Annotated in this window: 21 protein-coding genes and 1 pseudogene; 11 read left to right on the top strand and 11 right to left on the bottom strand. The window is 69.2% G+C overall.

Annotation, left to right across the window (positions count from 1 at the left end):
• Positions 1-11: 11 nt before the first annotated feature.
• Together FNM00_RS07200 and FNM00_RS07195 are read right to left on the bottom strand one after the other, a co-directional pair.
• Positions 12-1,172: a thiolase C-terminal domain-containing protein gene (locus FNM00_RS07200; RefSeq protein ID WP_143912767.1), complete on the bottom strand. Its 1,161-nt coding sequence runs from the start codon at positions 1,170-1,172 to the stop codon at positions 12-14.
• Positions 1,169-1,594, bottom strand: coding sequence for a Zn-ribbon domain-containing OB-fold protein (locus tag FNM00_RS07195; RefSeq protein WP_143912766.1), 426 nt, complete (start codon positions 1,592-1,594; stop codon positions 1,169-1,171). Before FNM00_RS07195 ends, FNM00_RS07200 begins: the two co-directional genes overlap by 4 nt.
• A 206-nt stretch (positions 1,595-1,800) precedes the next feature.
• Here FNM00_RS07195 and FNM00_RS07190 point away from each other — a divergent pair, with 206 nt between their 5' ends.
• Both FNM00_RS07190 and FNM00_RS07185 read left to right on the top strand, forming a co-directional pair.
• On the top strand, positions 1,801-2,811 hold the full coding sequence (locus FNM00_RS07190; RefSeq protein ID WP_143912765.1) for an LLM class flavin-dependent oxidoreductase: 1,011 nt from the start codon (positions 1,801-1,803) through the stop codon (positions 2,809-2,811).
• Positions 2,812-2,839: 28 nt separating this feature from the next.
• Positions 2,840-4,318 (top strand): aldehyde dehydrogenase, encoded by a 1,479-nt coding sequence (locus tag FNM00_RS07185; protein ID WP_143912764.1) that lies wholly within the window; start codon positions 2,840-2,842, stop codon positions 4,316-4,318.
• A gap of 150 nt (positions 4,319-4,468) precedes the next feature.
• On the opposite strand, the gene FNM00_RS07180 is transcribed toward FNM00_RS07185, so the two are convergent.
• Genes FNM00_RS07180 through FNM00_RS07170 form a run of 3 tightly spaced genes read right to left on the bottom strand, consistent with a single transcriptional unit; the run spans position 4,469 to position 7,239 of the window.
• Complete coding sequence (locus tag FNM00_RS07180) at positions 4,469-5,251, bottom strand: crotonase/enoyl-CoA hydratase family protein (RefSeq protein ID WP_143912763.1); 783 nt, start codon at positions 5,249-5,251, stop codon at positions 4,469-4,471.
• Positions 5,248-6,006, bottom strand: a complete 759-nt coding sequence (locus tag FNM00_RS07175) for an SDR family NAD(P)-dependent oxidoreductase (protein ID WP_143912762.1) — start codon at positions 6,004-6,006, stop codon at positions 5,248-5,250. Before FNM00_RS07175 ends, FNM00_RS07180 begins: the two co-directional genes overlap by 4 nt.
• 36 nt (positions 6,007-6,042) lie before the next feature.
• Positions 6,043-7,239: a thiolase family protein gene (locus FNM00_RS07170; RefSeq protein ID WP_143912761.1), complete on the bottom strand. Its 1,197-nt coding sequence runs from the start codon at positions 7,237-7,239 to the stop codon at positions 6,043-6,045.
• Between the two features lie 106 nt (positions 7,240-7,345).
• On the opposite strand from FNM00_RS07170, the gene FNM00_RS07165 reads away from it, so the two are divergent.
• From FNM00_RS07165 to FNM00_RS07150, 4 genes are read left to right on the top strand one after another with little or no spacing between them, the layout of a single operon-like run.
• On the top strand, positions 7,346-8,497 hold the full coding sequence (locus tag FNM00_RS07165; RefSeq protein WP_221933629.1) for an acyl-CoA dehydrogenase family protein: 1,152 nt from the start codon (positions 7,346-7,348) through the stop codon (positions 8,495-8,497).
• An 11-nt stretch (positions 8,498-8,508) separates the two neighbouring features.
• A complete protein-coding gene (locus FNM00_RS07160) occupies positions 8,509-9,636 on the top strand; it encodes an acyl-CoA dehydrogenase family protein (RefSeq protein ID WP_143912759.1) in 1,128 nt (375 codons plus the stop codon).
• Between the two features lies 1 nt (position 9,637).
• On the top strand, positions 9,638-10,387 hold the full coding sequence (locus FNM00_RS07155; RefSeq protein ID WP_143912758.1) for an SDR family NAD(P)-dependent oxidoreductase: 750 nt from the start codon (positions 9,638-9,640) through the stop codon (positions 10,385-10,387).
• Positions 10,388-10,391: 4 nt separating this feature from the next.
• Positions 10,392-11,195 carry an amidohydrolase family protein gene (locus FNM00_RS07150; protein WP_143912757.1) on the top strand — a complete coding sequence of 268 codons (804 nt, stop codon included), beginning with the start codon at positions 10,392-10,394 and terminating at the stop codon, positions 11,193-11,195.
• A gap of 293 nt (positions 11,196-11,488) precedes the next feature.
• Here FNM00_RS07150 and FNM00_RS07145 read toward each other — a convergent pair whose 3' ends face one another.
• The 5 genes from FNM00_RS07145 to FNM00_RS07125 form a co-directional block, all read right to left on the bottom strand.
• A complete protein-coding gene (locus FNM00_RS07145) occupies positions 11,489-12,217 on the bottom strand; it encodes a FadR/GntR family transcriptional regulator (protein ID WP_221933628.1) in 729 nt (242 codons plus the stop codon).
• A gap of 122 nt (positions 12,218-12,339) precedes the next feature.
• Positions 12,340-13,281, bottom strand: a complete 942-nt coding sequence (locus FNM00_RS07140) for an alpha/beta hydrolase (RefSeq protein WP_143912755.1) — start codon at positions 13,279-13,281, stop codon at positions 12,340-12,342.
• A complete protein-coding gene (locus tag FNM00_RS07135) occupies positions 13,265-14,473 on the bottom strand; it encodes a CaiB/BaiF CoA transferase family protein (protein WP_143912754.1) in 1,209 nt (402 codons plus the stop codon). Before FNM00_RS07135 ends, FNM00_RS07140 begins: the two co-directional genes overlap by 17 nt.
• Positions 14,474-14,485: 12 nt before the next feature.
• Positions 14,486-16,108, bottom strand: coding sequence for a flavin-containing monooxygenase (locus FNM00_RS07130; protein WP_143912753.1), 1,623 nt, complete (start codon positions 16,106-16,108; stop codon positions 14,486-14,488).
• 66 nt (positions 16,109-16,174) lie between these two features.
• Complete coding sequence (locus FNM00_RS07125; protein WP_143912752.1) at positions 16,175-16,597, bottom strand: universal stress protein; 423 nt, start codon at positions 16,595-16,597, stop codon at positions 16,175-16,177.
• Positions 16,598-16,669: 72 nt separating this feature from the next.
• Here FNM00_RS07125 and FNM00_RS07120 point away from each other — a divergent pair, with 72 nt between their 5' ends.
• From FNM00_RS07120 to FNM00_RS07110, 3 genes and pseudogenes are all read left to right on the top strand, one after another.
• The gene (locus FNM00_RS07120; protein ID WP_143912751.1) at positions 16,670-18,322 is read left to right on the top strand and encodes a 4Fe-4S binding protein; all 1,653 of its coding nucleotides are present in this window, start codon (positions 16,670-16,672) and stop codon (positions 18,320-18,322) included.
• Entirely contained in the window at positions 18,315-19,091 is a 777-nt protein-coding gene (locus FNM00_RS07115) for an SDR family NAD(P)-dependent oxidoreductase (RefSeq protein ID WP_185973036.1), read from the top strand. The genes FNM00_RS07120 and FNM00_RS07115 overlap by 8 nt, the downstream gene beginning before the upstream one ends.
• 204 nt (positions 19,092-19,295) lie before the next feature.
• Positions 19,296-20,384 (top strand): annotated as a pseudogene (locus tag FNM00_RS07110) (ATP-binding protein); the annotation flags it as partial.
• Between the two features lie 51 nt (positions 20,385-20,435).
• Here the strand turns inward: FNM00_RS07110 and FNM00_RS07105 are convergent.
• On the bottom strand, positions 20,436-21,038 hold the full coding sequence (locus FNM00_RS07105; protein ID WP_221933627.1) for a TetR/AcrR family transcriptional regulator: 603 nt from the start codon (positions 21,036-21,038) through the stop codon (positions 20,436-20,438).
• A gap of 52 nt (positions 21,039-21,090) precedes the next feature.
• On the opposite strand from FNM00_RS07105, the gene FNM00_RS07100 reads away from it, so the two are divergent.
• Positions 21,091-23,124 (top strand): acyl-CoA dehydrogenase family protein, encoded by a 2,034-nt coding sequence (locus FNM00_RS07100; RefSeq protein ID WP_143912747.1) that lies wholly within the window; start codon positions 21,091-21,093, stop codon positions 23,122-23,124.
• On the top strand, positions 23,121-24,230 hold the full coding sequence (locus FNM00_RS07095; protein ID WP_185973035.1) for an NAD(P)H-dependent flavin oxidoreductase: 1,110 nt from the start codon (positions 23,121-23,123) through the stop codon (positions 24,228-24,230). The genes FNM00_RS07100 and FNM00_RS07095 overlap by 4 nt, the downstream gene beginning before the upstream one ends.
• Positions 24,231-24,248: the final 18 nt, after the last annotated feature.

Below are 24,248 nucleotides of genomic sequence, written 5' to 3'. Positions count from 1 at the left end.
CTCTCTGAGGGTCAGTGGTGGGCGAGGATGAGCATCGACCCGTCCGACATGTCGCCGTAACCGGTGACGACGCCGAGGTGCGCATCGCTCAGCTGGGCATCGCCCGCTTCGCCGCGCAACTGGCGCACCGCCTCGACGACGTGGTTCATCCCCGCGATGTGGGCCTGCGACAGCAGGCCGCCGTGGGTGTTGATCGGGAATGAGCCACCGGGCCCGATGCCGTGTTCACGCACGAAGTCGGGTGCCTCGCCACGCGCGCACAGGCCGAGTTCCTCGATCTGGCGCAGGACCACGAAGGTGAAGCAGTCGTAGAGCTGGGCGAAGTCGAGATCCTGCGGGGTCACACCGGCCTCGGCGAAGAGCCGCGGGGCGAGCTTGGTCAGGCCCATCTGCATGATGTCCGGACGGGTGACGAGGTCGTCGGGAACATCCGCGTGACCCTCGCCCGCGGCGAGGACTGTGACACCCGCCGCGTCCTCCCGGGCGCCGTCGCGCTCGACGATCACGGCGGCCGCGCCGTCGGACTCCTGGCAGATGTCGAACAGGTGGAAGGGGTCGACGAGCACGGGGGAGGCGTCGTACGCCTCGGTCGTCAGCTCGCGTCCGCGGAAGTAGGCCTGGGCATTGCTGTGGGCGTGCTCACGGGTTGCGAGCGCGACCGCGCGCATACCCGCTGGATCGGCCCCGGTCTGGGTGAGCCAGTAGTTGGCGTGCAGGCTGTACCACTGCATGGGGACCGACAGACCGTACGGTCGCTCCAGGCAGTCGCGGATCCCTTGACCGGGCCAGGGGATCGACATGGCGGCGCCCCCGGCGTCGCTCATACGACGGTTGCCGCTGAACTGCGTGCCGCCGGCCGCGACCACGACACGCTCGGCGACTCCGGCCCGCACCGCGGCCGCCGCGATCGCGACACATCCGACCGGCCCCGCTCCACCCATCGCGTTGTGCGCGTGGAAGCGCAGGTCGCGGATGCCGAGGGCGTGGACGAACTGCTCGGACTCGGCCTTGCCCTGCGGGGTCACGGCCCCGTCGATGCTGCTCGGATCGATGCCCGCGTCGGCGCACGCACGTAAACCGGCCTGGAGCAGGAGCGCGGTCGCCGTCAGGTCGGTGCCGCGCGTGTACGCGGTCTCGCCCACCCCCGTGATCGCGGCGAGGGGCGTGCTCATCGCTCAACCTGCCCAGGTCGCCAGACGAGTGCCGGTGCGTCGCCCAGCGGCTCGACGGACCCCTGTACGGGGAGTCCGGCGCGCAGAGTGTCGACCTCGGGGCCCGCGTACCAGCCGGTGAGGCGGAGGCCGACCGTCGTGTCGACGACGGCCACGCCGTACGGCACACGGTCGGCGAACCAGGGGTGGAAGGCGCGCCGGACGATCGTCCACGTCGTGACCTCACCGCGGAGTTCGCCGAGCACGACCTGCTCGAACTCGGTGCCGGCGCACTGTCCGCACACGGTCCGCGGCGGCCATTGAACGGCATCGCAGGGGCGGCATCGCGGGACGACGAACTCGCCGCGGAGCAGGCCTTCGACATGGCCCGCGAACTCGGCCGGGGTCTCCTGGGGGAACGGTCGGCCGGTTCTGGTGCTCATGATCGCCGGGGTGCTCCTTCGCCGCGATGAGGGGCTGAGCGGGCGCGCGGGGGTGGTCGCTCAGCCAAATTGCTGATCATCAAATTAACCTAGAAGAGCGCCCCGCGCCATACCCTCGCGTGATCCCGCTCACGGTCGGGGCTGTGGTGGCAGAAGATCTATGGCACAATCATGCATATCAATCGCAGCAACCTGTGGGAGACACCATGCCGTTGACCTTCGGCCTCGCCATCATGAACGACTTCCCGACCGACGTCGTGCCCGCAGACCGCATCGCCGCGATGCGCGAGCAGGTGCGGGCGGCCTCCCAGAGCGGAATCTCCTCGGCCTGGGTGCTGCAGCACTATCTGGGCGGTATGCCCACGCTCCAGCCGGTCCCCACGCTCGCGGCTCTGGCCGCCGATGCCGGTGAGATGCAGCTGGGCACCAATATGTTCATCCTCCCGCTGCGCCACCCGGTCGCCGTGGCCGAGGAGTTCTCGACCCTCGACCACCTCACCGGCGGACGGGCGGTTGCGGGCTTCGGCATGGGCTACCGCGAGAACGAGTTCGAGTCCTTCGGCATCGGCCTGGACGAGCGGGTCGGGCGCTTCGAGGAGAGCATCGCGATGATCCGCGATCTGTGGAGCGGTGCATCGGTGACCCGCGATGGCGAGTACTACCGGATCAAGGACCAGCACATCAGCCTGCGTCCCGTGCAGGAGGGCGGGCCCGAGATCTGGATCGGAGCCGGACCGCACAAGAAGGGCGCGCAGCGCGCCGCACGCCTCGGCGACGCCTGGATCGTTCCGCCCCATGTGGACCCCGAGCGGCTCAAGGTCGTGCTCGGACACTATCGCGCGGAGAAGGAGCGGCTCGGCCTTCCGGTCAAGAACCTCGTCGTGCGCCGCGAACTGGTGCTGGATCACGACCCGGAGCGCGCGCGGGCGATCGGCCTGCAGGCGCGCGGCGATGTCACGGCTCAGTACGCGCAGTACAACGCCCCGCAGCAGGGAGCCGGCTACCGCCACCTGCAGTCCGAGCAGACCGCGACCGAGGTGGCCGACGCCTCCTACCTGTTCACCGATCCGGCCGGTGCCATTGCGGCGCTCAAAGACCTCGAGGCGCAGGGACTCACCTACATCATCTTGCGGATGCAGTGGTACGGGCTCCCGCAGGAGCAGGTGCTGGCGACCCTCGAACTGTTCAAGAACGAGGTCCTGCCGGCCTTCCGCTGATCCGACCCACGACCCCTGAGGAGCACTCATGACCGATGCTGTCATCGCCCCCGATCTCGCCGACCGCAGCCGGCTGTTCATCGACGGCCAGTGGCATGACACCGAGGGCGGCAAGATCATCGACGTTCTCAACCCCGTCGACCAGTCCGTCGTCGGGCGGTCGGCCGTCGGCACGTCCGCCGACGTCGACCGCGCAGTGGGAGCCGCCAAGGCCTCCTTCGAGGACCGCCGCTGGCGTGATCTGCCCGGCCCCGAGCGGGCCGCGGTCATGCGACGGGCCGCCGACATCCTGGAGTCACGACTCGACGAGATCGCCGTACTGCTGACCTCCGAGCTGGGCTGTCCGCTGTGGTTCAGTCAGCAGGCGCATGTGCCCAACCCGATCCGCCACACCCGGTACTACGCCGATCTGGCCGAGTCCTATGAGCTCGACGATGTTCGCACCGATGCCAACGGCATGCGAAGCATCGTGACGCAGGAGCCGGTCGGCGTGGCCGCGGCGATCACCCCGTGGAACGGCCCGCTCAGCACCCCGAGCATCAAGATCGCCCCGGCGATCGCCGCCGGCTGCTCGGTCGTGCTCAAGCCGCCGACGCAGACCCCTCTGTCGGCCTTCGCCTTCGCGGACGCTTTCGCGGAGGCGGGGCTCCCGGAGGGCGTGCTGAACATCGTGCCGGCCGATCGTGAGGCGGCGCAGTCGCTCATCGAGCACCCGCATGTCGACAAGCTCGCCTTCACCGGCTCGACCGCCGTCGGCCAGACGCTCATGCGGGCAGCGGCCAATCGGGTCGCCCGCGTGACGCTGGAGCTCGGCGGCAAGTCGGCCGCGGTGGTGCTGCCCGATGCGGACGCCGAGACCGTGGCGAAGGCCGTTCTGCCGATGGCGCTGGTCGTCAACGGCCAGCTCTGTATCGCCCAGTCGCGGATCCTGGTGCCCCGCAATCGCGAGACCGAGTTCACCGAGGCCTTCGCCGAGGCGCTGCGGGCGTGGACGGTCGGGCACCCGATGGACCCGGCGACCAAGATCGGCCCGCTCGTCTCGAAGAACCAGCTGGACACCGTGCAGGGATACATCTCGCTGGCGCGCGACGAGGGAGCCCGGATCGTCTCGGGAGCCGAGACGCTGGTCCTGCCGCCGGAGCTGGAGAACGGCTGGTTCGTGCCCCCGACCCTGCTCGCTGGAGTCGACAACTCGATGCGCGCGGTGCGCGAGGAGATCTTCGGCCCGGTGCTCGCGCTGGTGCCCTATGACGATGTCGAGGAGGCGATCGATATCGCCAACGACTCGCCCTATGGGTTGTCCGGCTCGGTCTGGGGTGCCGATGTCGATGACGCTGTCAGGGTCGCGCGCCGCATCCGCACCGGCATGGTCAGCATCAACGGCTTCCCGCAGGCCTACGGCTCGCCCTTCGGCGGCTACAAGATGTCGGGCATCGGCCGCGAGATGGGACCCGAGGGTTTCCGTTCGTATCTGGAGACCAAGTCCATCGCGATCGGCCCCGCCTGATCCACGGGCACCCGTCCTCGGGGGGGGGGCGACCACCCCCCGCTGTCGTGGTTTTGATGGCGTACCGCGATAGGTACCGCCCACCGGAGGCGGAGAACAGAAGAACGCCCCCGAGCCTGAGCTCGGGGGCGTTCGCAGCGAGGGTGCGGGTCAGCGGCCGGTCCACTGGGGGTCGCGCTTCTCCACGAAGGCGCGAGCCCCCTCCCTCGCATCATCGGATTCGCGGATCGGGTTGACGATCGCCTCCTGGCGATCGAACTTCTCCGGCAACGGCCAGTCCACGGACTCCACGAGGACGCGCTTGGAGGCGGCGAGCGCCAGCGGCGCGTTCGGGGCGATCTGTTCGGCGAGCTCGAGCGCCGTGGCCAGCGCCTCTCCGGGGCCGGCGAGGCGGCTCACGAGTCCGGCCGTGTGTGCCTCCGGTGCCGGCCACATCCGCCCGGTCAGCACCAGCTCCATCGCGAGGTGATAGGGGACGCGGTGCTGGAGGCGTAGCAGTCCGCCCGCCGCGGCGGTCAGCCCGCGTTTGACCTCGGGGAGCCCGAAGGTGGCCTCGCTAGAGGCGACGATGAGGTCGCACGAGAGCACGATCTCGAATCCGCCCGCGAGCGCGTAGCCCTCGACGGCGGCGATGATCGGCTTGCGCGGCGGGCTCTTGACGATGCCCGCGAAACCGCGGCCCTCCACCACCGGCCGCTCGCCGCGGGCGAAACCCTTCAGATCCATACCCGCGCAGAACGTGCCGCCACCGCCGGTGATGACGGCGACGCTCAGATCGTCGCGCCGGTCGAAGTCCTCGAGCGCCTCGGCGATCTGGTGAGCCATCGTCATCGACATCGCATTGCGAGACTCGGGACGGTGCATCGTCAGCACCAGCACGCGTCCCCGCTCCTCGACGAGGAGCTCGCGGTCGTTCATGGGGGTCTCGGTCATTTCGGGGCCATCCTGATCGCGCCGTCGAGGCGAATCGTCTCGCCGTTGATCATGGCGTTGTCGATGATGTGCAGCGCGGTGCTGGCGTACTCCTCGGGACGGCCGAGACGGCGTGGGTGCGGGGTCTGCGCCGCGAGCTTGTCGCGCACGTCCTGACCGAAGCGGGCCAGGATCGGGGTGTCGAAGGTGCCGGGAGCGATCGTCGCGACGCGGATCGCCTTGCTGGCCAGGTCGCGGGCGGCGACGAGCGTCATGCCCACCACGCCGGCCTTCGCCGAGGCATAGGGGATCTGCCCGATCTGCCCCTCGTACGCGGCCACCGATGCGGTGAGCACGATGACCCCGCGTTCGTCGTCCACGAGATCCAGGGAGGCCATGCGAGCGGCGGCCAGTCGCAGCACGTTGAAGCTGCCGACGAGGTTGAGTCGTACGAGCTGCTCGTAGGTCTCCAGCGAGCCAGGCTGCCCGTCGCGTTCGACCACGCGGACCGTGCCGCCCTTGCCCGCACAGTGCACGACGGCCCGCAGCGGGGCCGCAGCCTCGGCCGCATCGAGCGCGGCCTCGACGGCGGTGGTATCGGTGACATCGGCGAGCGCGAATGTCCCCCCGATCTCCTCGGCGACGACACGTCCGAGATCCTCGTTCAGGTCGACGATGACGACGTGTGCGCCGCGTGCGGCCAGAGCGCGGGCGGTGGCTTCACCGAGACCGGATGCTCCTCCCGTCACGACCGCCGAACAGTGGGCGATGTCCATGGGCGTCCCTTCTCCTTGCGTGATGGGTTCGGGCGCCTAGAGGCGCTCGATGATGGTGGCATTGGCCATGCCGCCGGCCTCGCACATGAGCTGTAGCCCGTAGCGACCGCCGTCATCCTCCAGCGCGTGCAGCATGGTGGTCATCAGTCGCGCTCCGGAGGCCCCGAGCGGATGACCGAGGGCGATGGCACCGCCGCGCGGGTTGACCCGGGCGGGGTCGGCATCGCCGAACTCGGCCATCCAGGCGAGGGGCACCGAGGCGAATGCCTCGTTGATCTCGATGTGGTCGATCGCCTCGAGCGGAAGTCCCGAACGGGCGAGCACGCGGTGGGTCGCCGGGATAGGGGCGGTGAGCATCAGCAGCGGATCATCGCCGACGACCGACATCGTGTGGACGCGCGCCCTCGGCGTCAGCCCCAGGCTCGCGGCGCGCTCCGCGCTCATCATCAGCAGGGCGCTGGCGCCGTCGGTGATCTGCGAGGAGTTGCCTGCGGTGGTGTGCCAGCCGACCTCGGGAAAGCGCTCCGCGAGCGCTTCGGTGCCGAAGACGCTGCGCAGGGTGGAGAGCTTCTCGACAGTGCTCCCGGCACGGACGGTCTCGTCTCGGTCGAATACGCCGGACGGGGTGTCGATCGCGATCGTCTCGCGGGCGAAGGAGCCGCTCTCGAGTGCGATTCCGGCGCGGCGGTGGGACTCGACCGCATAACCGTCGAGGTCCTCGCGCTCGAGCTTCCACCGCGCGGCCACGAGATCGGCGGCCACCCCCTGGGAGACCAGGCCGGGTGCGTAGCGCTCGGCGACCATCGCGCCGTACGGGTCGGCACCCATACGCGCCGACCCCATGACCACGCGGCTCATCGACTCGACGCCGCCGGCGATGGCGATGTCGTAGGACCCGGCGGCGATGCCCTGGGCGGCGAAGTGCACGGCCTGCTGGCTCGATCCACACTTGCGGTCGATCGTCGTGGCGGGCACGTGTGCGGGGAAGCCGGCGCCGAGCCAGGCCATCCGGCCGGGTGTCGCGGACTGCTCACCGACCTGCGACACGCAGCCGATGAGCACATCGTCGACCTCGCCTGGATCGAGCTCGGGCGTGCGCTCGGCGAGCTTGATGAAGGTCTGTGCCAGGAGGTCGACCGGGTGCAGCTCGGCGAGACCACCTCCGTTACGGCCCTTGCCGCTCGCGGTGCGGACGGCGTCGACGATCACGATGTCGCGGGGCTGGAGTGACATAGCTAACTATTATCATGATAGTCATCTGTGTGTCACGCCGTCCGGTGCCGGTTGACCCGGGTCGGCTAAATCAGGATAATCATTACCACTAGAGGAGGTGGTCGTCGTGGCTCACGATGATCTGGCAGAGATCCGGTCGCTCGCGGCGCAGGTGGCACGCGAGCGGTACGCGCCGATCGCGGAAGAGCTGGACGTGCAGCGCAAGGCGATCACACGCGAGCAGCGCATGGAACTGGGAGCGCTGGGATTTCTCGGTATCGCGCATCCCGAGGCGTACGGCGGATCGGGGGCGCCGCTGGAACAGGCGCTCGCCGTCGTCGAGGAGTTCGGCAAGGTGTGCCGTCCGGCGGCCTTCCAGGTCTTCGAGGCCAACACCGGCCCGGCGCAGGTCATCTCACATCTGGGCACCGAGGAGCAGAAGCGACGCTGGCTCCCCGATATCGTCAGCGGCGCCAAGACCATGGCGGTCGCGATCTCCGAACCGGACGCCGGCTCGGCGGCCACCGACATGGTCACGGCCGCCAAGCCCGAGGGTGATCATCTGATCATCAACGGTGCGAAGCGCTGGATCTCCAACGGCGGCGAGGCCGATCAGTATCTCGTCTACTGCCGCCTCTCGGATGCGCCGGGCTCGAAGGGCATCGGTGCGGTCCTGGTCGAGAAGGGCACCCCGGGACTGAGCTTCGGCGCGGGCGAGCGCCTCATGGGCTTCCGCGGGATCCCGTCGGCCGACATCTACTTCGACAATGTCCGGGTTCCCGTGGAGAACATCGTGGTCCCCGCTGGCGACTTCTCCAAACTCTTCGGGGTCTTCTCGGTCGAACGCCTCGGCAACACCACCATGAGCATCGCGATCGGACAGGCCGCCCTCGACAAGACGGTGCAGTACGTCCAGGAGCGCGAGCAGTTCGGCAAGCCGCTCGTGGAGTTCCAGAGTGTGCAGGTGCTCTTGGCGGACATGGCGCTGCAGGTCGAGGCGGCACGCCTCCTACGGGATCGCGCCGCCGCCTCGGCAGGGGTCGGGCTCCCGAACTCCTATGAGGTCTCGCTGGCCAAGTGCACGGCCAATGAGATGGCCAAGCGCGTCACCGATATCGCCATGCAGTTGCATGGGGGCAACGGTTACACCGAGGAGTACGGCATCGAACGGCTGCACCGCGACGCTCACGGCTGGGCGATCGCGGGCGGCACGCCGGCGATGCAGCGGATCCGCATCGTCTCGGAGCTGCTGGGCCGTAAGTTCGATCAGCGAGCCTGAGGAAGAGAGCCATGTTCGACCTGACACAAGAGCATCGAGACATCCAGGCGCGCGCGCGTGCCGTCGCCGAGGCGGTCGCCCCGTACGCCGCCGAGGCCGACGAGTACACGCAGGTGCATCCGGGCGTGCTCGCCGAGCTGCGCGAGAGCGGACTGGCGCGACATGTGGTGCCCGCGGCCTACGGTGGCGCGAGCGAACGGCTCGACCCGCTGGCGATCGCCGTGGTGCGCGAGGCGCTGATGTACTCCTCGGCGCACCTGGACTCGATGTTCGGGATGCAGGGGGTCGGCAGCTACTCGCTGTCGGTCGGCGGTTTGGAGGAGCTCAAGGAGCAGTGGCTGCCCCGGGTGGCCACCATGGACGCCATCGCCGGCCTGGCGCTCACCGAGCCCGATGTCGGATCGGATCTGCGCGCCGTCACCACAACGCTCACCGCCGACGGCGACGAGGTCGTCATCGACGGCCGCAAGTCCTTCATCACCAATGGCGGGGCCGCCGACTTCTACTGTGTCCTCGCCCGCGAAGGCGACGGCTACTCGATGGTGCTGGTGCCGGCCGACAGCGACGGGCTGACGATCGAGCCGGGCGCGGATCTCATCGCCCCGCACATCCTCGGTGAACTCGCCTTCCATCAGGTGCGGGTGCCCTCGACCCATCGTCTCGGTGTGCCGGGGAAGGCGTTCTCGCTCATGCTGCAGACGCTCGCGGTCTTCCGGGTCACCGTCGCCGCCTCGGGCGTCGGCCTGGCTCAGGCGGCCCTCGACGAGGCGGTGCGGCACGCTCAGGAACGCTCTCAGTTCGGGCGCCCGTTGGCCGAGCTCGGTGCGGTGTCCCAGTCCCTCGCGCTCTCCTGGACCGAGACCGAGGCGGCTCGCTCCTTCGTCTACCGGGCCGCAGCGCTCGCGACCGAGGATCCGCTGGGTCACCTGGACTTCTCGTCCATGGCCAAGGTCAGCGCGACGGAGACCGCCGGCCGCGTCGTCGACCGGTCCGTGCAGACCATGGGACGCTTCGGCCTGGTGCGCGGCAGCGCGATCGAACGCCTCTATCGCAATGCTCGGCCCCTCCGGGTCTACGAGGGTGCCACCGAGGTCTTGCTGGACTCGCTCGCGCGGCGCCTCGTCAAGAAAGGACGCTGAGATGGAGTTCGGACTGCGCGACACTGTCGTCCTGGTGACCGGCGCGAGCCGAGGGCTCGGCGCGGCCATGGCGATCGCGCTAGCGGAAGAGGGGGCCCACGTCGTCGCCGCGGCGCGCTCCGTGGGCAGCCTGGAGGAGGTCGCCGCTCAGGGACACGGCCGGATCAGCACGATCGAGGCCGATATGAGCGACGAGACCTCGGTCGCCGCGGTCGTGCCCGAGGTCATCGCCCGGCACGGACGGATCGACGGTCTCATCAACAATGCCGGCATCGCCCCGGCCGGCAAGTTCGTCGACCAGGACCCGCAGATCTGGAGGGACGCCCTCGCCGTCAACGTCGTGGCGCCGATGCTGCTCGCTCAGGCGGCCGGCCGTCACATGATCGAGCAGGGCGGTGGACGTATCGTCAACATCGCTTCGACCACCGGTGTGCGGGGCAAGCCCCACCTCGTCGGCTACTCGACGTCCAAGGGTGCGGTCGTCCGGATGACCGAGGCGCTGGCGGCCGAGTGGGCTCGGCACAACGTCCAGGTCAACTGCATAGCGCCGGGTGCCTTCGTCACGGAGGCCCAGAAGGCCGTCACCGAGTCGGCCGACCTGCATGCCCGCCGAGTCGCCAAGATCCCCGCCGGCCGGATGGCCGATCCGGGCGAGCTCGTGCCGCTCGCGGCCCTGCTGGTCTCGCCGGCCTCCCCGTTCACCACCGGTGGCGTCTTCGTCGTCGACGGCGGAGAGTCAGGAAAGCTGTGATCCGATGATCATCGACGCCCATACCCATGTCTGGCCCGACAAGATCGCCCACGCCGCTCTCAGCGGCAACCGTCTGCCGGGCCTGGTGGCCCGCGGTGACGGGACCGTCGACGGCCTCATGCAGGACATGTCCGGCAGCGGGGTCGACGCCTCGTGCTGTCTCGGCATCGCGAACGAGGCCCGGCACGTCGACCGGGTCAACGAGTTCGTGGCCGCGCTGCGCTCACCGGAGCGCTTCGGCTTCGGCACGGTGCACGTCGACCTGTCGGTCGAGGACAACCTGGCGAGCCTGCGCCGGCACGGCATCACTGCGGTCAAGATCCACCCGTTGTTTCAGCGCTATGCACTGAACGATCCGCGGCTGTGGTCGATCTTCGAGGCCTTCGGCAGCGACATCGCCGTCATCACGCATGTGGGCGAGGGCGGGTCAGCCGAGGCCAACGCGCTCTCGAATCCCGGCATGATCCGCGACATCGCCCGGCAGTTCCCCGACCTGCGGCTGATGGCGTGCCACTTCGGCGGCTACAAGCTGTTCGACGATGCTCGCGAGATCCTCGAGGGGGTCGATGTCGTCCTGGAGACCTCGTGGCCACCGAGCCTGGCGACGCTGCGTCCCGAGCGCGTCCGCCAGCTGATCCAGCGACACGGCGCCGAGCGCATCGTCTTCGGCTCGGACTGGCCGATGACGAGTCCCGTGGAGGAGATCGCAGCCATCGAGGCGCTGGGTCTGAGCGATGACGAGGTCAAGCTCGTGCTCGGCGGCACGATGGCCCGCATGCTCGACATCCCGTCCCCCTGGCGCCCCTGAGTCACGTCCCCGGTCGAGTGCGGCGGTCGCTCAGCGGCCGGAGCGTATCGAGACCACGTGGGTTGAGGTGATCGCGCTACGCGGAGGCCATCTCCCTTGTGCCACGGCTCCATCGCGACGTGCTCGCAGAGCTCGCCGTCGCACTCGGTCACCGAGTTGCGGCTCCCGGCCCTCGGTGGTCGAGTGCGAGGGAGCGCCAGCGACTGAACGTATCGAGACCACACCAGGTTGAGGTGATTGCGTTACGGCACAAGCTCGGTGGACGCGGAGCTGCTGGAGCGGGGTGGCTCGGGTCAGTGGGCCCAGGTGATGGGCTCGTCGAGGACATCGGGGAACTTGCGCTCGGCATAGCGCATGTACTGGTCGATGTGATCGGACATGGCCTCGGTGGCGGCCAGTGGGTCGCGCGCGGCGATCGCCTCGTAGATCTGCGCGTGCGCCTCCTGCACGGCCTCGCGCCGTACCTCCGGATAGTCGATGCCGATCGCCGATCCGTCCAGGATGTCGAGCAGGGCATCGACGAGATAGCCGAACATCGCATTGCCCGAGCCGTGGGCGATCACATCGTGGAAACGCTTGTTCTCCTCCAGGAACACCCGCTGGTCTCCGAGATGGAGCTTCATGGTGTCGACACTCGCCTTGAGATCGGCCAGCTGTTCCTCGCTCATGCGCTCGGCTGCCAGTCGCGCCATGATCGGCTCCAGGCCCACTCGCGACTCGGCGATGGTGCGGAACGGCGCGTTCTCGAACTGCAGCAGCAGGGTCAGGGACGTGGCCAGGGCCGTGGAGTCGGGCTGCTGGACGACCGGTCCGCCGCCGGGGCCGGGACGCAGGCGGATGACTCCCTGGAGCTCCAGGAAACGTAGGGACTCGCGGAGTGTGCCGCGTCCGACGTTGTACTCCTCAAGCATCAGACGCTCCGGAGGCAGGCGGTCGCCGACGCGGTTGCCGCGCCGATTGATATCCGCCACGATCTGCTGCGCGAGCAGCATCGCCGTCTTGGGCGGTCGTGAGTTGGCCACAGACACTAGTGTTCTTCCTCCGTTGGACCCTGATATCGAACTGCCGACGGCTGGTCGCTCATCGAATCATATGCATCAATCCGCTCTGGAGGCGAACTATTCGTCGCTCAAGGAACACGGAATCATGCACGGGACCGCGGATCGGCCGCCGACGGTGACCGGTCGAGGGCGACGAACCTCGCGATGTCCGCGACCAGCCGGTCCCGGGCGGCGCGCACACCCGACGAGATCCGCGAGGAGCGGAGGAACCCATGACACAGGGTGGGCTCGTGCCGGTGCTCCACGAGGACGCCACGTTCGGTGAGCCCCTCGGCGTAGGCGAAGCCCTCGTCGCACAGCGGGTCGTGTCCAGCGGTGAGCAGATAGGTCGACGGGTGGTCGTCGCGGATGGCCCGCAGCGGACTGATCCGGGGGTCGGTCCGGGCCTCCGGCGGTGCGTAGTGATCGAAGAACCAGGCCATGTCAGAGGCGCCGATCGGGAAGCCCTGCGCGTGATGGCGATAGGACGGGCGCGTGGGATCGTGGTCGACGACCGGATAGATCGCGACGAGCCCCGTGATGCCCGGATGTCGCTGCGCCGCCGTCGCGGCGAGATTGCCGCCGGCGCTGTCGCCGCCCACGAAGACCGGATCGCCATTGGCCAGCGCCATCGTCCACTCGACCGCCGCATCGATGTCGTCGACAGCAGCAGGGAAAGGATGCTCCGGCGCCAGTCGGTAGTCGACGCTCACCACCCGCAGCGACGCCGTCGCGGCGAGATGCCGGCAGAGCTCGTCGGCGTACTGCAGATCCCCGGTGACCCAGCCGCCCCCGTGGGCGTACACCAGGATCGAGTGCGACGCGCCGTTGTCATAGGACCGGATCCGCACCCCTGGAGCGTCGCCGATCGTCAGGTCCTCGACCTCGCGCACGACCGGGCCGCCGTCGCACGCCACGTCACCCCCGCTGACCCGCTCGCGCGCTTCGTCGGGGGTCAGCGCGACCAGCGGCGCGGCGCCGGAGGCCCGGACCTGATCGCGGAGGGCCGCGAGATCGGGGTCGAGCGCCTCATGCCGAGATGACATGGCGCTCGGTGAGGTCGTGCAAGCGGTCGTCGTCGTAGCCGAGCGACCGCAGGATGTCGGCCGTGTGCTCGCCGACGGCCGGCACGCCGTCGTACTGCGGTCCCTCGTATCCGGCGACATGCAGCACAGGGCCGGGCACGAGCGCCGGACCGAGAACGGTGTCGCTGAGGTGCTGCAGTGTGCGTTCGAGGAAGTGCGGGTCCTCGCTGATGTCCCTCGAGTCGTTGACCGCCGCCGCGACGACCTCGTGATCGTCGAGGATCTTCAGCACCTCGTCGCGATCGCGCGAGCGCACCCATTCGCTGACGATCGTCTGCAATGAGGTGTTGTTGGCCATGCGGGCCGTATTGGTGGCGTAGCGCTCGTCGGTCTGCAGCTCCGGCCGGCCCATCGCCTCGAACAGCCGCATGGCGATCGCCTGGTTCGAGGCGGCGATGGAGAGCCAGCCGTCGTCGGCGGCCTGATAGATGCCGCGCGGTGACGCGGCGCCCGAGGCATTGCCGTGGCGCTCCATGATCGTTCCGCTGGCGGTGTAGTTGAGCACCGCATCGCCGAGGATGAACATGAGCGGCTCGTACAGGGCGACGTCGACCTCCGAGCCGATGCCCCCGGACATCTCCCGGCGGAACAGCGCCATCGCCGTGCCGAAGGCCGCCGAGATGCCCGCGATCGAGTCGGCGAACCCGAAGGGTGGTGCCGTGGGCGGAGTCTCGGGCCATCCGTTGAGGAAGGCGAAGCCGCTCGCCGTCTCGGCCACCGTTCCGAAACCGGGCCGCTGACGGTAGGGGCCGGTCTGCCCGAAGCCGCTGACCCGCGTCATCACGAGTCCCGGGTGGTCGGCGCTCAGCTCGGCGTAGGACATGCCCCACTCCTCGAGCCGTCCCGGTCGGAAGTTCTCGATGAGCACATCGGCCTCGCGGACCAGGTCCCGAACGATGTCGCGGCCGGCCTCCTCGCGCAGGTCGATGCCGATCGACCGCTTGCCGGAGTTCAGCCGGGCGAAGCCGATCGCCATCCCCTCGTGCGCGGGCTGCCACTGGCGGGCAAAGTCGCCCTGGCGCGGGTCCTCGACCTTGATGACCTCGGCACCGAAGTCGCGCAGCATGCGCCCGGTAGTGGGGGCGGCGTACATCGATCCGAGTTCGACGACGCGCACACCGGCGAGGGGTGCGGCGGAAGTAGGGGCGGACATGGGAGCTCCTTGTCAGGTGGTCGCGAAGCCGGCGTAGTCGCGGGCGGCGACTTCATCGCACACCTCGCGATAGCGTCCGACTCCGCCGAGGTACAGCGAGAAGACCCGCGGCTTTCCGGGGACATTGGCACCGAGATACCAGCTATTGCCCTTCATGAACAGGGTCGGCGCGGCGGTCTCGTAGACGTGGTGGGTCCACTCGTCCTGTGCCTCCTCGGTCGCCTCGGACCGGTCGAGATCGTGGTCGCGGAGCCAGGCGATGTGATCGGTGATCCACTCGACGTGCTGCTCGATGGAGATGAGCACGTTGCTGATGACCGATGGACTGCCCGCGCCCGCGACGAAGTAGAGGTTCGGGAACCCGTGCGTGGCGACGCCGAGATAGGTTCGCGGACCGTCCTTCCATGCGTCGGGCAGGGTGAGGCCGCCGACCCCGGTGATATTGGCGGAGAACAGCGCCCCGGTCAGCGCGTCGAAGCCGGTGGCGAAGACGAGGGTGTCGAGCTCGATCTCGGTGCCGCTGCGCAGCACGACTCCGTTCGGCGCGATCCGCTCGATCGGATCGGCGCCGACGTCGACGAGGTCGACATTGTCGCGGTTGTAGGTCGTGTAGTAGTCGATCTCGAGGACCAGGCGTTTGGAGCCGAAGGGATAGCCGCGCGGGCAGAGCCGTTCGGCGGTGGCCGGGTCGTGGACGATGCCGCGGATCTTCTCGCGCACCAGCTCGCCGACCCGTTCGGCGGCTCGCTCGTCGGTGCGCAGGTCGGTGTACGCGGCCAGGACATCGGGTCCGCCCCGGTCCCAGTAGGCGTCGAAGGACGCCCGCAGCTCCTCGTCGGACACCTCGAGCGCGGAGGAGGTGCCGAACTTGCGGTGCGTGCCACCGGGATGGTGGCGGGCGATCTCGCGATACTCCTCGAAGCGCGTCTTCAGGTCCTCGGCGTACTCCCGATCGAGCGGGTGGTTCTCCGCGGGCATCACGAAGTGCGCGGTGCGCTGGAGCACCGTCAGGTGCCCGGCCTGCTTGGCGAGCTGGGGGATGACCTGCACACCCGAGGAGCCGGTCCCGATGACGCCGACCCGCTCGTCCGTGACATCCACGCCCTCGTGGGGCCAGGCGCCGGTGTGCAGGGTGCGACCCTCGAAGTCCTCGATGCCGGGGATGTCGGGTAATTGCGGCACCGCGAGCTGCCCGGTCGCCATGATGACGTGCGAGACGGTGATGTCGTCACCGCGATCGGTGGTGACGTGCCAGCGGCGGTCCTCCTCGTCCCAGGTAACGCTGTCGACCCGGGTGCCGAAGGTGAAGTCCTCGCGCAGCTCGAACTTGTCGGCGACGAAGTTGATGTAGCGCAGGATCTCCGGCTGCGCGGGATAGCGCTCGGTCCAGTCCCACTCGCGGACGAGCTCGTCGGAGAAGGAGTAGCAGTAATCGACGCTCTCGATATCGCACCGCGCGCCGGGGTAGCGGTTCCAGTACCAGACGCCGCCGACGTCCTCGCCGGCATCGATACCGTGCACGCGGAAGCCGAGCTCGCGCAGGCGGTAGACGCTGTACAGGCCGGAGAAGCCGGCGCCGACGACGAGGACGTCGAGATCGCCGGGGACGGCGGTACGGTCGGGAGTGGTCGCCATGGTCATCCTCCTCTAATCATGCGTATGAATACTACGGATATCGCGGCGTGACGGCAACCACGGGTGTCAGCGGCCAGTGTGGGCGATGTAGACATCGCAGGGTGCGTGGTGTGCGACCGCTGTGGCGATGCTGCCGAGCACCCGTGCCACCGCGCTCTGCACGCGCCGATTCCCGACGACGATGAGGTCGGCTCCCAGCCGCTCGGCCTCGCTCACGAGCGCATCGGCCGGGCGGCCCTTGACCGCGCTCGACGTGATGTCAGGGGTGATCTCGCGGAGGGCTGTCGCGGCCTCCTGGGCGATCTGCTCGGCCTCGGCCGCGACATCGACCTGGACGTGGTGCTGGCCGTCCTCGTAGTCCACCGTGTCGCGCGGGGTCGCGGAGATGACGTGCAGGCGTGCGCTCGTCGTATGGGCGAGCGTGGCCGCGGTCCGGGCCGCGGCGAGAGCGGTCTCGCTGCCGTCGACGCCGACGATGATCAGGTCCATGTCTTCCTCCTCGGGAAATCTATGACTATCGTATACCTCAAATAGTCTTTGGTGTGAGGAAGGTCTCCTTCAATGCCCTACGTGATCACCCGGAGTTGCTGCAACGACGCCTCGTGCGTGCCGGTCTGCCCGGTGAATTGCATCCACCCGACTCCGGACGAGCCGGACTACCGCACGGCGGAGATGCTGTACATCGACCCGGACGTCTGCATCGAGTGCGGGGCCTGCATGGATGTCTGCCCGGTCTCGGCGATCGCCCCGGACTACGAGCTCCCCGAGTCGATGGAGCGCTATCAGCAGATCAACGCGCGCTACTACCTCGATCCGGAGAATGCCGACTACCCGCAGACCGCCAATGCCCCACGCAAGCGTGAGTGGAGCGGTGACTGGGAGGGACCGCTGCGCGTCGCGGTCGTCGGCTCGGGGCCCTCCGCGTGCTACGTGGCCGAGGAGCTGCTGGAGACGCGGGGTCTGGAGGTCAACGTCGACATGTTCGAGCGGCTGCCGGTCCCCTTCGGCCTGGTGCGGTACGGCGTGGCCCCGGACCACCAGGACACCAAGGTGGTGGCCGAGCAGTTCGGCTCGCTGTTCCGGAGGTCGGGATTCAGGCTGTTCCTCAACGTCGAGATCGGCGCTGATATCAGCTTCGAGCAGCTCCAGGATCGCTATCACGCCGTCGTGTACGCGGTCGGCGCGATGCGCGACCGGCGGCTCGGGATCGAAGGCGAGGACCTGCCCGGGAGCCACCCTGCCACTGACTTCGTCGCCTGGTACAACGGGCATCCCGATGCCGCCGACCACGAGTTCGACCTGAGCGGCGAGCGGGCCGTCATCATCGGCAACGGCAATGTCGCCCTCGACGTCGCCCGTGTCCTGACGGCGGATATCGCCACGCTGGAGCGCTCGGATATCGCCGATCACGCCCTCGAGGCGCTGCGTTCGTCGAAGATCCGCGAGGTGGTGGTCCTCGGACGCCGTGGCCCGGCCGAGGCAGCTTTCACCACCCCGGAGCTGCTCGGGCTGCTGGCCACCCGGGGTGTCCACGTGCGGGTCGAGGGCGCCGAGGGTGCGCTCCGCGAGCCCGCCGATGACATCGCCCGGTTGAAGGCCGAGGTGCTCGACGAGGCGGCGGCCACGGAGCCCGAGGACGGCGATCGCACGGTCACGCTGCGCTTCCTGAGCTCGCCCGCCGAGATGCTGGGTGACTCCCACGTGACCGGCCTGCGTGTCGGCCGCAACGAGCTGGTCGAGGAGGGCGGGCGCACGGCCGCACATCCCACGGGGGAGTTGGAGGACCTCGAGTGCGGGCTCGTCCTGCGCTCGGTCGGCTACTTCGGCGAGCCGGTACCCGGGCTCCCCTTCGATGCCGACCGCGGCGTCGTGCCCAATAGCGAGGGCAAGGTCGTCGATCCGGCGGGAGAGTGGGCCGGTCGCGCGTATGTGGTGGGCTGGATCAAGCGCGGTCCCTCGGGGGTCATCGGCACCAACAAGCTGTGCGCCCAGGAGACGGTCGCCGCATTGCTCCACGACGTGCGCGAGGGAACGATCCCTGCGGGGCTGGCGGTCGAGGAAGACCTCGAGTCGCTCGTCCCCGACCGGCTCGACGCGGCGGCCTGGAAGCGCATCGATCGGCATGAGCGCGCCGCCGGCCGTCCCGACGGACGGCCGAGGGTCAAGACGGTCCGGGCCGAGGACCTGGTGCAGATCGGACGCGGCGATGCCTGAGCCGACACAGGTGGCGGTGGTGACCGGAGGCGCGCGCGGTATCGGCGCCGCGGTCACCCGGCGGGTCGTGGCCGCAGGCGGGTGTGTCGTCCTGGGCGATCTCGCGGCGGACGAGGGTGAGCTGTTGGCGCGCGAGCTCGGCCCCGCGGTGCGCTTCGTCTCTGCCGATGCCACCAGCGAGCGCGACACGGTGGCGTTGTTCGAGGCGGCCTCGGCCTTCGGCCCGGTCGACGCCGTCTACGCCAATGCCGGAGCGGTCGGCGTCACGGGCCGCGTGGAGGACACGGAGCTGAGCGACGCCCGCGCCACGATGGATCTGCTGTTCACCAGCGTGTTCCTGGCCTTCAAGCACGGGGTGGCGCGGATGCGACCGCAGGGTCGCGGTGCCCTCGTCGCGACCGCCTCGGTCGCGAGCGTGCGCGGCGGACTCGGACCTCATCTGTACACCGCCGCGAAGCACGCGGTGAAAGGTCTCGTGGAGTCCCTGGCCGTCGAGGTCGCGCCCTATGGGCTCACCGTCAATGCCGTAGCGCCCGGAGGCACCGTGAGCTCGCTGTCGGCCGGCCTCGTCGGCAGTGGGCCCGGTGACGTGGAGCGGGCCTACGAACAGTTGGCCTCTCGTTCGTCGTCCGGTGTGCCCACGACGAGCGAGGATGTCGCCGAGGCGGCCTATTTCCTCTCCGGGGCGCGCCGGATCAACGGGGCGACGCTGGTCGTCGACGGTGGCGATGCGGTCCCCGGATCAGCGGGAAGGTCCTACTACGGCTGAGCTCGTCGTGCGACCCGTCGCCGGGGAACTCGTGAGCCGAGGTCCTCAAGGTGAGTTGCTGCTGTGCTTGCTCTGACTCGTCGCCATGAGCCGGATATCTAATAGATCTAGCGACCTCTAACGTGTATCGTCATATCTAATAAATCTAATGATTTCTAACGGTGGTTTGATCATGGCGAACCCGTTCACTCCTACTTTCGCGATGAAGTGATCGAGGATTTCGGCGATGCCCTCGACAGCAGCCCCGGCGACCCGGCGCGGGCGATGCTCTTCACCGGAGCGCGCGGTGCCGGGAAGACGGTCATGCTCAACGCGCTGGAGGACCAGGCGAGACGGCGGAACTGGGTCGTGGTGTCCGAGACGACACGCCCCGGAGTCGCCGAGGAGATAGCTCGCAGTACCCTGCCACGTCTCCTGGCGAAGCACGCTGGTGGTTCTACCGAGTGGCATGCGACGAGCGCGGAGCTCAAGGTGAGCGGCACTGGTCTCGGGATTTCGAGGGAGTTCACTGAGCGTTATCCGGCCACTGCCACCTTTCGGTCCCAGCTCGAGGATCTCGCCGACCACCTCGCCCCCATTGGCTCTGGCGTCGTCATCTCCCTGGATGAAGTTCACACGGCCGCCCGTGACGATCTACGGGCTATCACTCAGGCAGTGCAGCATGCTTTCCGGGACGGCCGCCAGGTCGCATTCGTCGGTGCTGGTCTCCCGGGGTCGGTCGATGACGTCCTCAGCGATGAGGTCATGACATTCATGCGCCGGGCTGAGCGGTACGGCATGACAAGCGTGTCGCCTGGCGACGTGAGGCGAGCGCTGCGCGAGCCAGTTGAGATGGCCGGCCGAACGATCGGAGACGAGGCCTTGACGGTCGCGGCTGATGGAACCCAAGGCTATCCCTTTCTGGTGCAGCTCATCGGGTTTCGCATGTGGGCTGCTACTCCAGACAGCGATGAGATCTCGCCGGAGGATGCCGATAAGGCCGTCGCGGGCGCGATCCGGCGCGTTGGGCAGCTGGTCCACGAACCAGCGCTGGCTCCTCTGTCGCCGATCACTCGCTCGTTCCTTCTGGCGATGGCTCAGGATGACGGGCCGAGCAAGATGGCTGACATCGCGCGCCGGCTCGGGGTCGATGCGAACTACGTCAGCCAATACCGGCTCAAGCTCCTGGCTGCGGAAATGATCATGTCGACGAAGCACGGCTATGTCGACTTCACGCTCCCGTATCTGCGGGACTACCTGCGCAGTCACGTGGCGTCCCGGACATTCGACACTGGCGAGGGCCACGGCGAGTGAGTGGCAGAGCAACGCGCAGGAACCTGCGTGTTGCTCTCAACGCTGCCGGGCTCAACGGCGGGGATAGGCGGAGGCGCCGGCGAGGACGAAGTCGACCATCGCCGCGGCATGCCGGGCGAGCGCAGGCTCGGTCAGGTGTGCCGCCGATACCGCCACGGGGTGGAGCATCGCCGCGCCGCACAGGCTGTCGAGGACGAGCGCGACCGGGGCGTCGGTCGCGAGCTCGCCGCGCTCGACCGCGCGCCGGACGATCGAGCGTGTGGTGGCGATCTGCTCGGCTCGCACGGTCGCCCATCGCTCTCTCACCGCCTCCGTCACCTCCGACTCGACGACGATGCGCCGGGCGGCAGTGCCACGCACGCCATCGGCGTAGAGGGTGAGCAGGAGCAGGGCGAGCTGTTCCAGATCTCCGCGCAGGGTGCCCGAATCGATGTCCGCGATCGGGGCGAACACGGCCGCCATCGCGTCGGTGAGCAACGCCTCCTTGTCGGTCCAGCGCAGGTAGATCGAGGCCTTGCCGACGCCGGCGGTCCGCGCCACGGCGTCGAGGCTGAAACCGCTCCATCCCTGGCGGGCGAAGACCTCGACGGCTGCCGCGGTGATGCGTTCGCCGACCGCGGGATCGCGCGGCCGGCCCGGTGACGTCGTCTCCACAGCGCGAGAGTACCGCTTGGGTTTCAGACGGCTATCGTTCATGATGTCATTCATGGACGATGATCGATCAGGAAATGCCGAGATCCGCGACTTCGCTCGGGCGGTGGCCGGCGCACTCGACGGAGTGTGGCCCGATGCGACCGCCGCAGCGACGGCGGACCTGGACGAGCTCCATGCCATCGCCGCGCAGCAGGGATGGTTCGAGCTGGGTGAGGCCGGGGCGGTGGACTATCTCGCGGCCGCCGAGGGAGTCCTCGGCGAGCGGGGATGCTCGCTTCCGCTCGCCGATGCCTATGTCGCCGCGCGGCTGGTGCCCGGCCTCGACCTCGGCACCGCTCGCCCCGCCGTCAGTCTCGACCCCACCGCGGAGGCGCTGGTGCCCGCCGGCACCACCCATGTGCTCGAGCTCGATGCTGCCGGGACGACGACACGGCTCGCCCCGGTGGCCCGGGCGGTCCCCGCTCCCGGCCTCGCGGTCCCCTCATGGCACCGCGTGACCCTCGGCGCCGGTGAGGAGCTGGAGGTCGGCCGGACGCTCATCGAGGAGTGCATCGCCGTGCTGCGGCTGGCAGCCGCGGCACGGCTCGGCGGCGCCTCCCGACGAGCGCACCGCCTCGCGGTCGGACACGCCACCACACGTCGCCAGTTCGGCCAGGTCATCGGCGCCTTCGGAGCCGTGCAGCAACGGGTTGCCAGCGGGCAGATCGACGTGCTCGCCCACGATGCCCTCGTGGACGAGGCCGCACGCACCGCGACAGACGGCCCGGCGCCGCTCGCCTGCGCCCTCGTCGCGCGGCACGCCCGCGATCACGTGGTCGGTGTGCTGGCCGGGGCCCAGCACACCCTCGGTGCGATCGGCTACTTCGACGAGCACGAGGTCGCGTGGCTGTTCCGCTTCGTCCACGCCGAGGTGTCGCGGCTGCGGGCCCTCGAGAGCGCCGTCGCCCCATCCCACGGACTCGAACGGTTCCTCCTCGCCGACGACGGCGCACTGCCGCCACTGGACCTCGGCGAGGACGCCGAACTGCTGCGTGCCGAGGTGCGCGCCCTGCTCGATGCTCACCGAGGCGATGACGGTTTCGATACGGAGGGGGTACGCGCCGCTGCCGCGGCGGCGGGTCTCTTCGCGCTCTCCTGGCCGGCCGAACACGGAGGCCGCGGAGCCTCCCTAGAGGAGCAGGTCGTCCTCAACGAGGAGATGAAGTACGCCGGTGGCCCTGTCGACCGGGCGATGAGCGCGACGATGCTCATCGGCCACTCGCTGCTGCGGCACGGGAGCGCCGATCAGAAGCAGGAGTTCCTGCCGCTGCTGCGGGAGGGGCGGATAGCCTTCTGTCTGGGCTACTCCGAGCCGGATGCCGGTTCGGATCTCGCCTCGCTCAGCACGCGAGCCGTGTGCGATGGCGATGCGTGGGTGATCCGCGGTCAGAAGCTGTGGACCACGCGGGCCCACACCGCCTCGCACGTATGGCTGGCGGTGCGCACCGACCCGGAGGCACATCCACGCCATGCCGGCATCACGATCTTCCTGGTGCCGATGGACACCGCCGGCATCACGGTGCAGCAGCACCGGGCGTTGTCCGGGGAGATCTCCTGTTCGGTCTTCTACGACGATGTCCGTGTGCCGGATGCGGCGCGCGTCGGCGAGGTGAACGGCGGTTGGCGCGTCATCACGGACGCCCTGGCGGCCGAGCGCGTGCTCATGGGCGGCATCGCCGCGACACTTCTCGGCCACTTCGATGCTCTGCTGCGTGACCTGCGCGCCCACCGGAACGGCGATCCCGTCATCCTCGACCGACTCGGATCGGTCGCCGCGCGTCTCCAGGCGGCACGCGTCCTCGTGGTGGAGGCCACCCGGGCGATGGACGGCGACGATGCCCGGATCCTCGGTCCGGTGTCGGCGGTCCTCAGCGGTCACCTCGCCGAGGAGTTCGGCCGGGTCGCCCTCGATCTGCTGGGGCCCGAGGCCGCCCTCGATGGTCGTTACGAGGCGATACTGCGTCTGGCACCCATGTATGTCATCGGCGGCGGCACCAATGACATCCAACGCGGCATCATCGCCCGAGCTCTGGGACTGCCGCGATGAGCGCGATCATCGATACGCGGTTCACGACGATGTTCGGCCTCGAGCTCCCGCTCGCCGGATTCAGCCGTTCGCCCGGGGTCGTGGCCGAGGTGAGCGCCGCGGGCGGTCTGGGAGTGCTGGCGGCCACGCCGTACGTTCCCGACGAGCTCGATCGTCACCTCACGTGGATCGCGGAGCGGTGTGACGGGGCGCCCTTCGGGGTCGATCTGCTCGTGCCGCCCGGCCCGATGACGGGGGTGGCGAGCGGCCCGTTGCCGGTCACCCACGTCGACTTCGTGCGCGAGCTGCTGGCTGAGCACGGCATCGCGTCCCCGGGGCTCGGGCAGCTCGGGCACGGCGCGACGACGACCACCTCGCTCTCAGCGGACGGCGTCGAGGCGCTGCTCGACGTGACCTTCGCCCACCGCCCGGCGCTCGTGGCCAATGCGCTCGGCCCCGCCCCGGCACGTCTGATCGAACGCGCGCACGCCGAGGACGTGCCGGTGGCAGCGCTCATCGGCTCGTCCACGCATGCTCGCCGACAGCTCGACCTCGGGGTCGACGTGCTCGTCGCTCAGGGCACCGAGGCCGGCGGCCACACCGGCTCGATCGCCACGATGGTGCTGACCCCGGAGATCGTCGATCTCGCCGGAGACGTGCCGGTGCTGGCGGCGGGCGGGATCGCCGACGGCCGACAGCTGGCGGCGAGCCTCGCTCTGGGCGCCGCCGGGGCCTGGTGCGGTTCGGTGTGGCTCGCGAGCGAGGAGGACATCACGCCGACGACCGTGAAGCGGCGTCTGCTGCGTGCCGGCAGCGGCGACACGGTGCGTTCCACCGCGCGGACGGGCAAGCCCGCACGCCAGCTCAGATCGGCCTGGCACGACGCCTGGGAGAGCGCCGATGCGCCACCGGTCCTGCCGATGAACCAGCAGCTGCTGCTGTCCAAGGACGCCTGGGCGCTGATCGAGGCCGCCGCCGAGGAGGGGCGGGATGTCGACGAGCTGACCTCCTTCTTCGTCGGTCAGGTGGTGGGCCGGATGACCGAGATCCGACCCACGCGCCAGATCGTCCACGACATGGTCGCCGGCTGCGTCGAGGCGATCGGAGGACTCGGCGGCCGGCGTTGATCGGCCCGTGCCCCTGTC

The sequence above is a fragment of the Aeromicrobium piscarium genome, from assembly GCF_007421815.1.
Lineage (GTDB): Bacteria > Actinomycetota > Actinomycetes > Propionibacteriales > Nocardioidaceae > Aeromicrobium > Aeromicrobium piscarium.
This window is presented reverse-complemented; position numbering and strand designations above follow the sequence as displayed.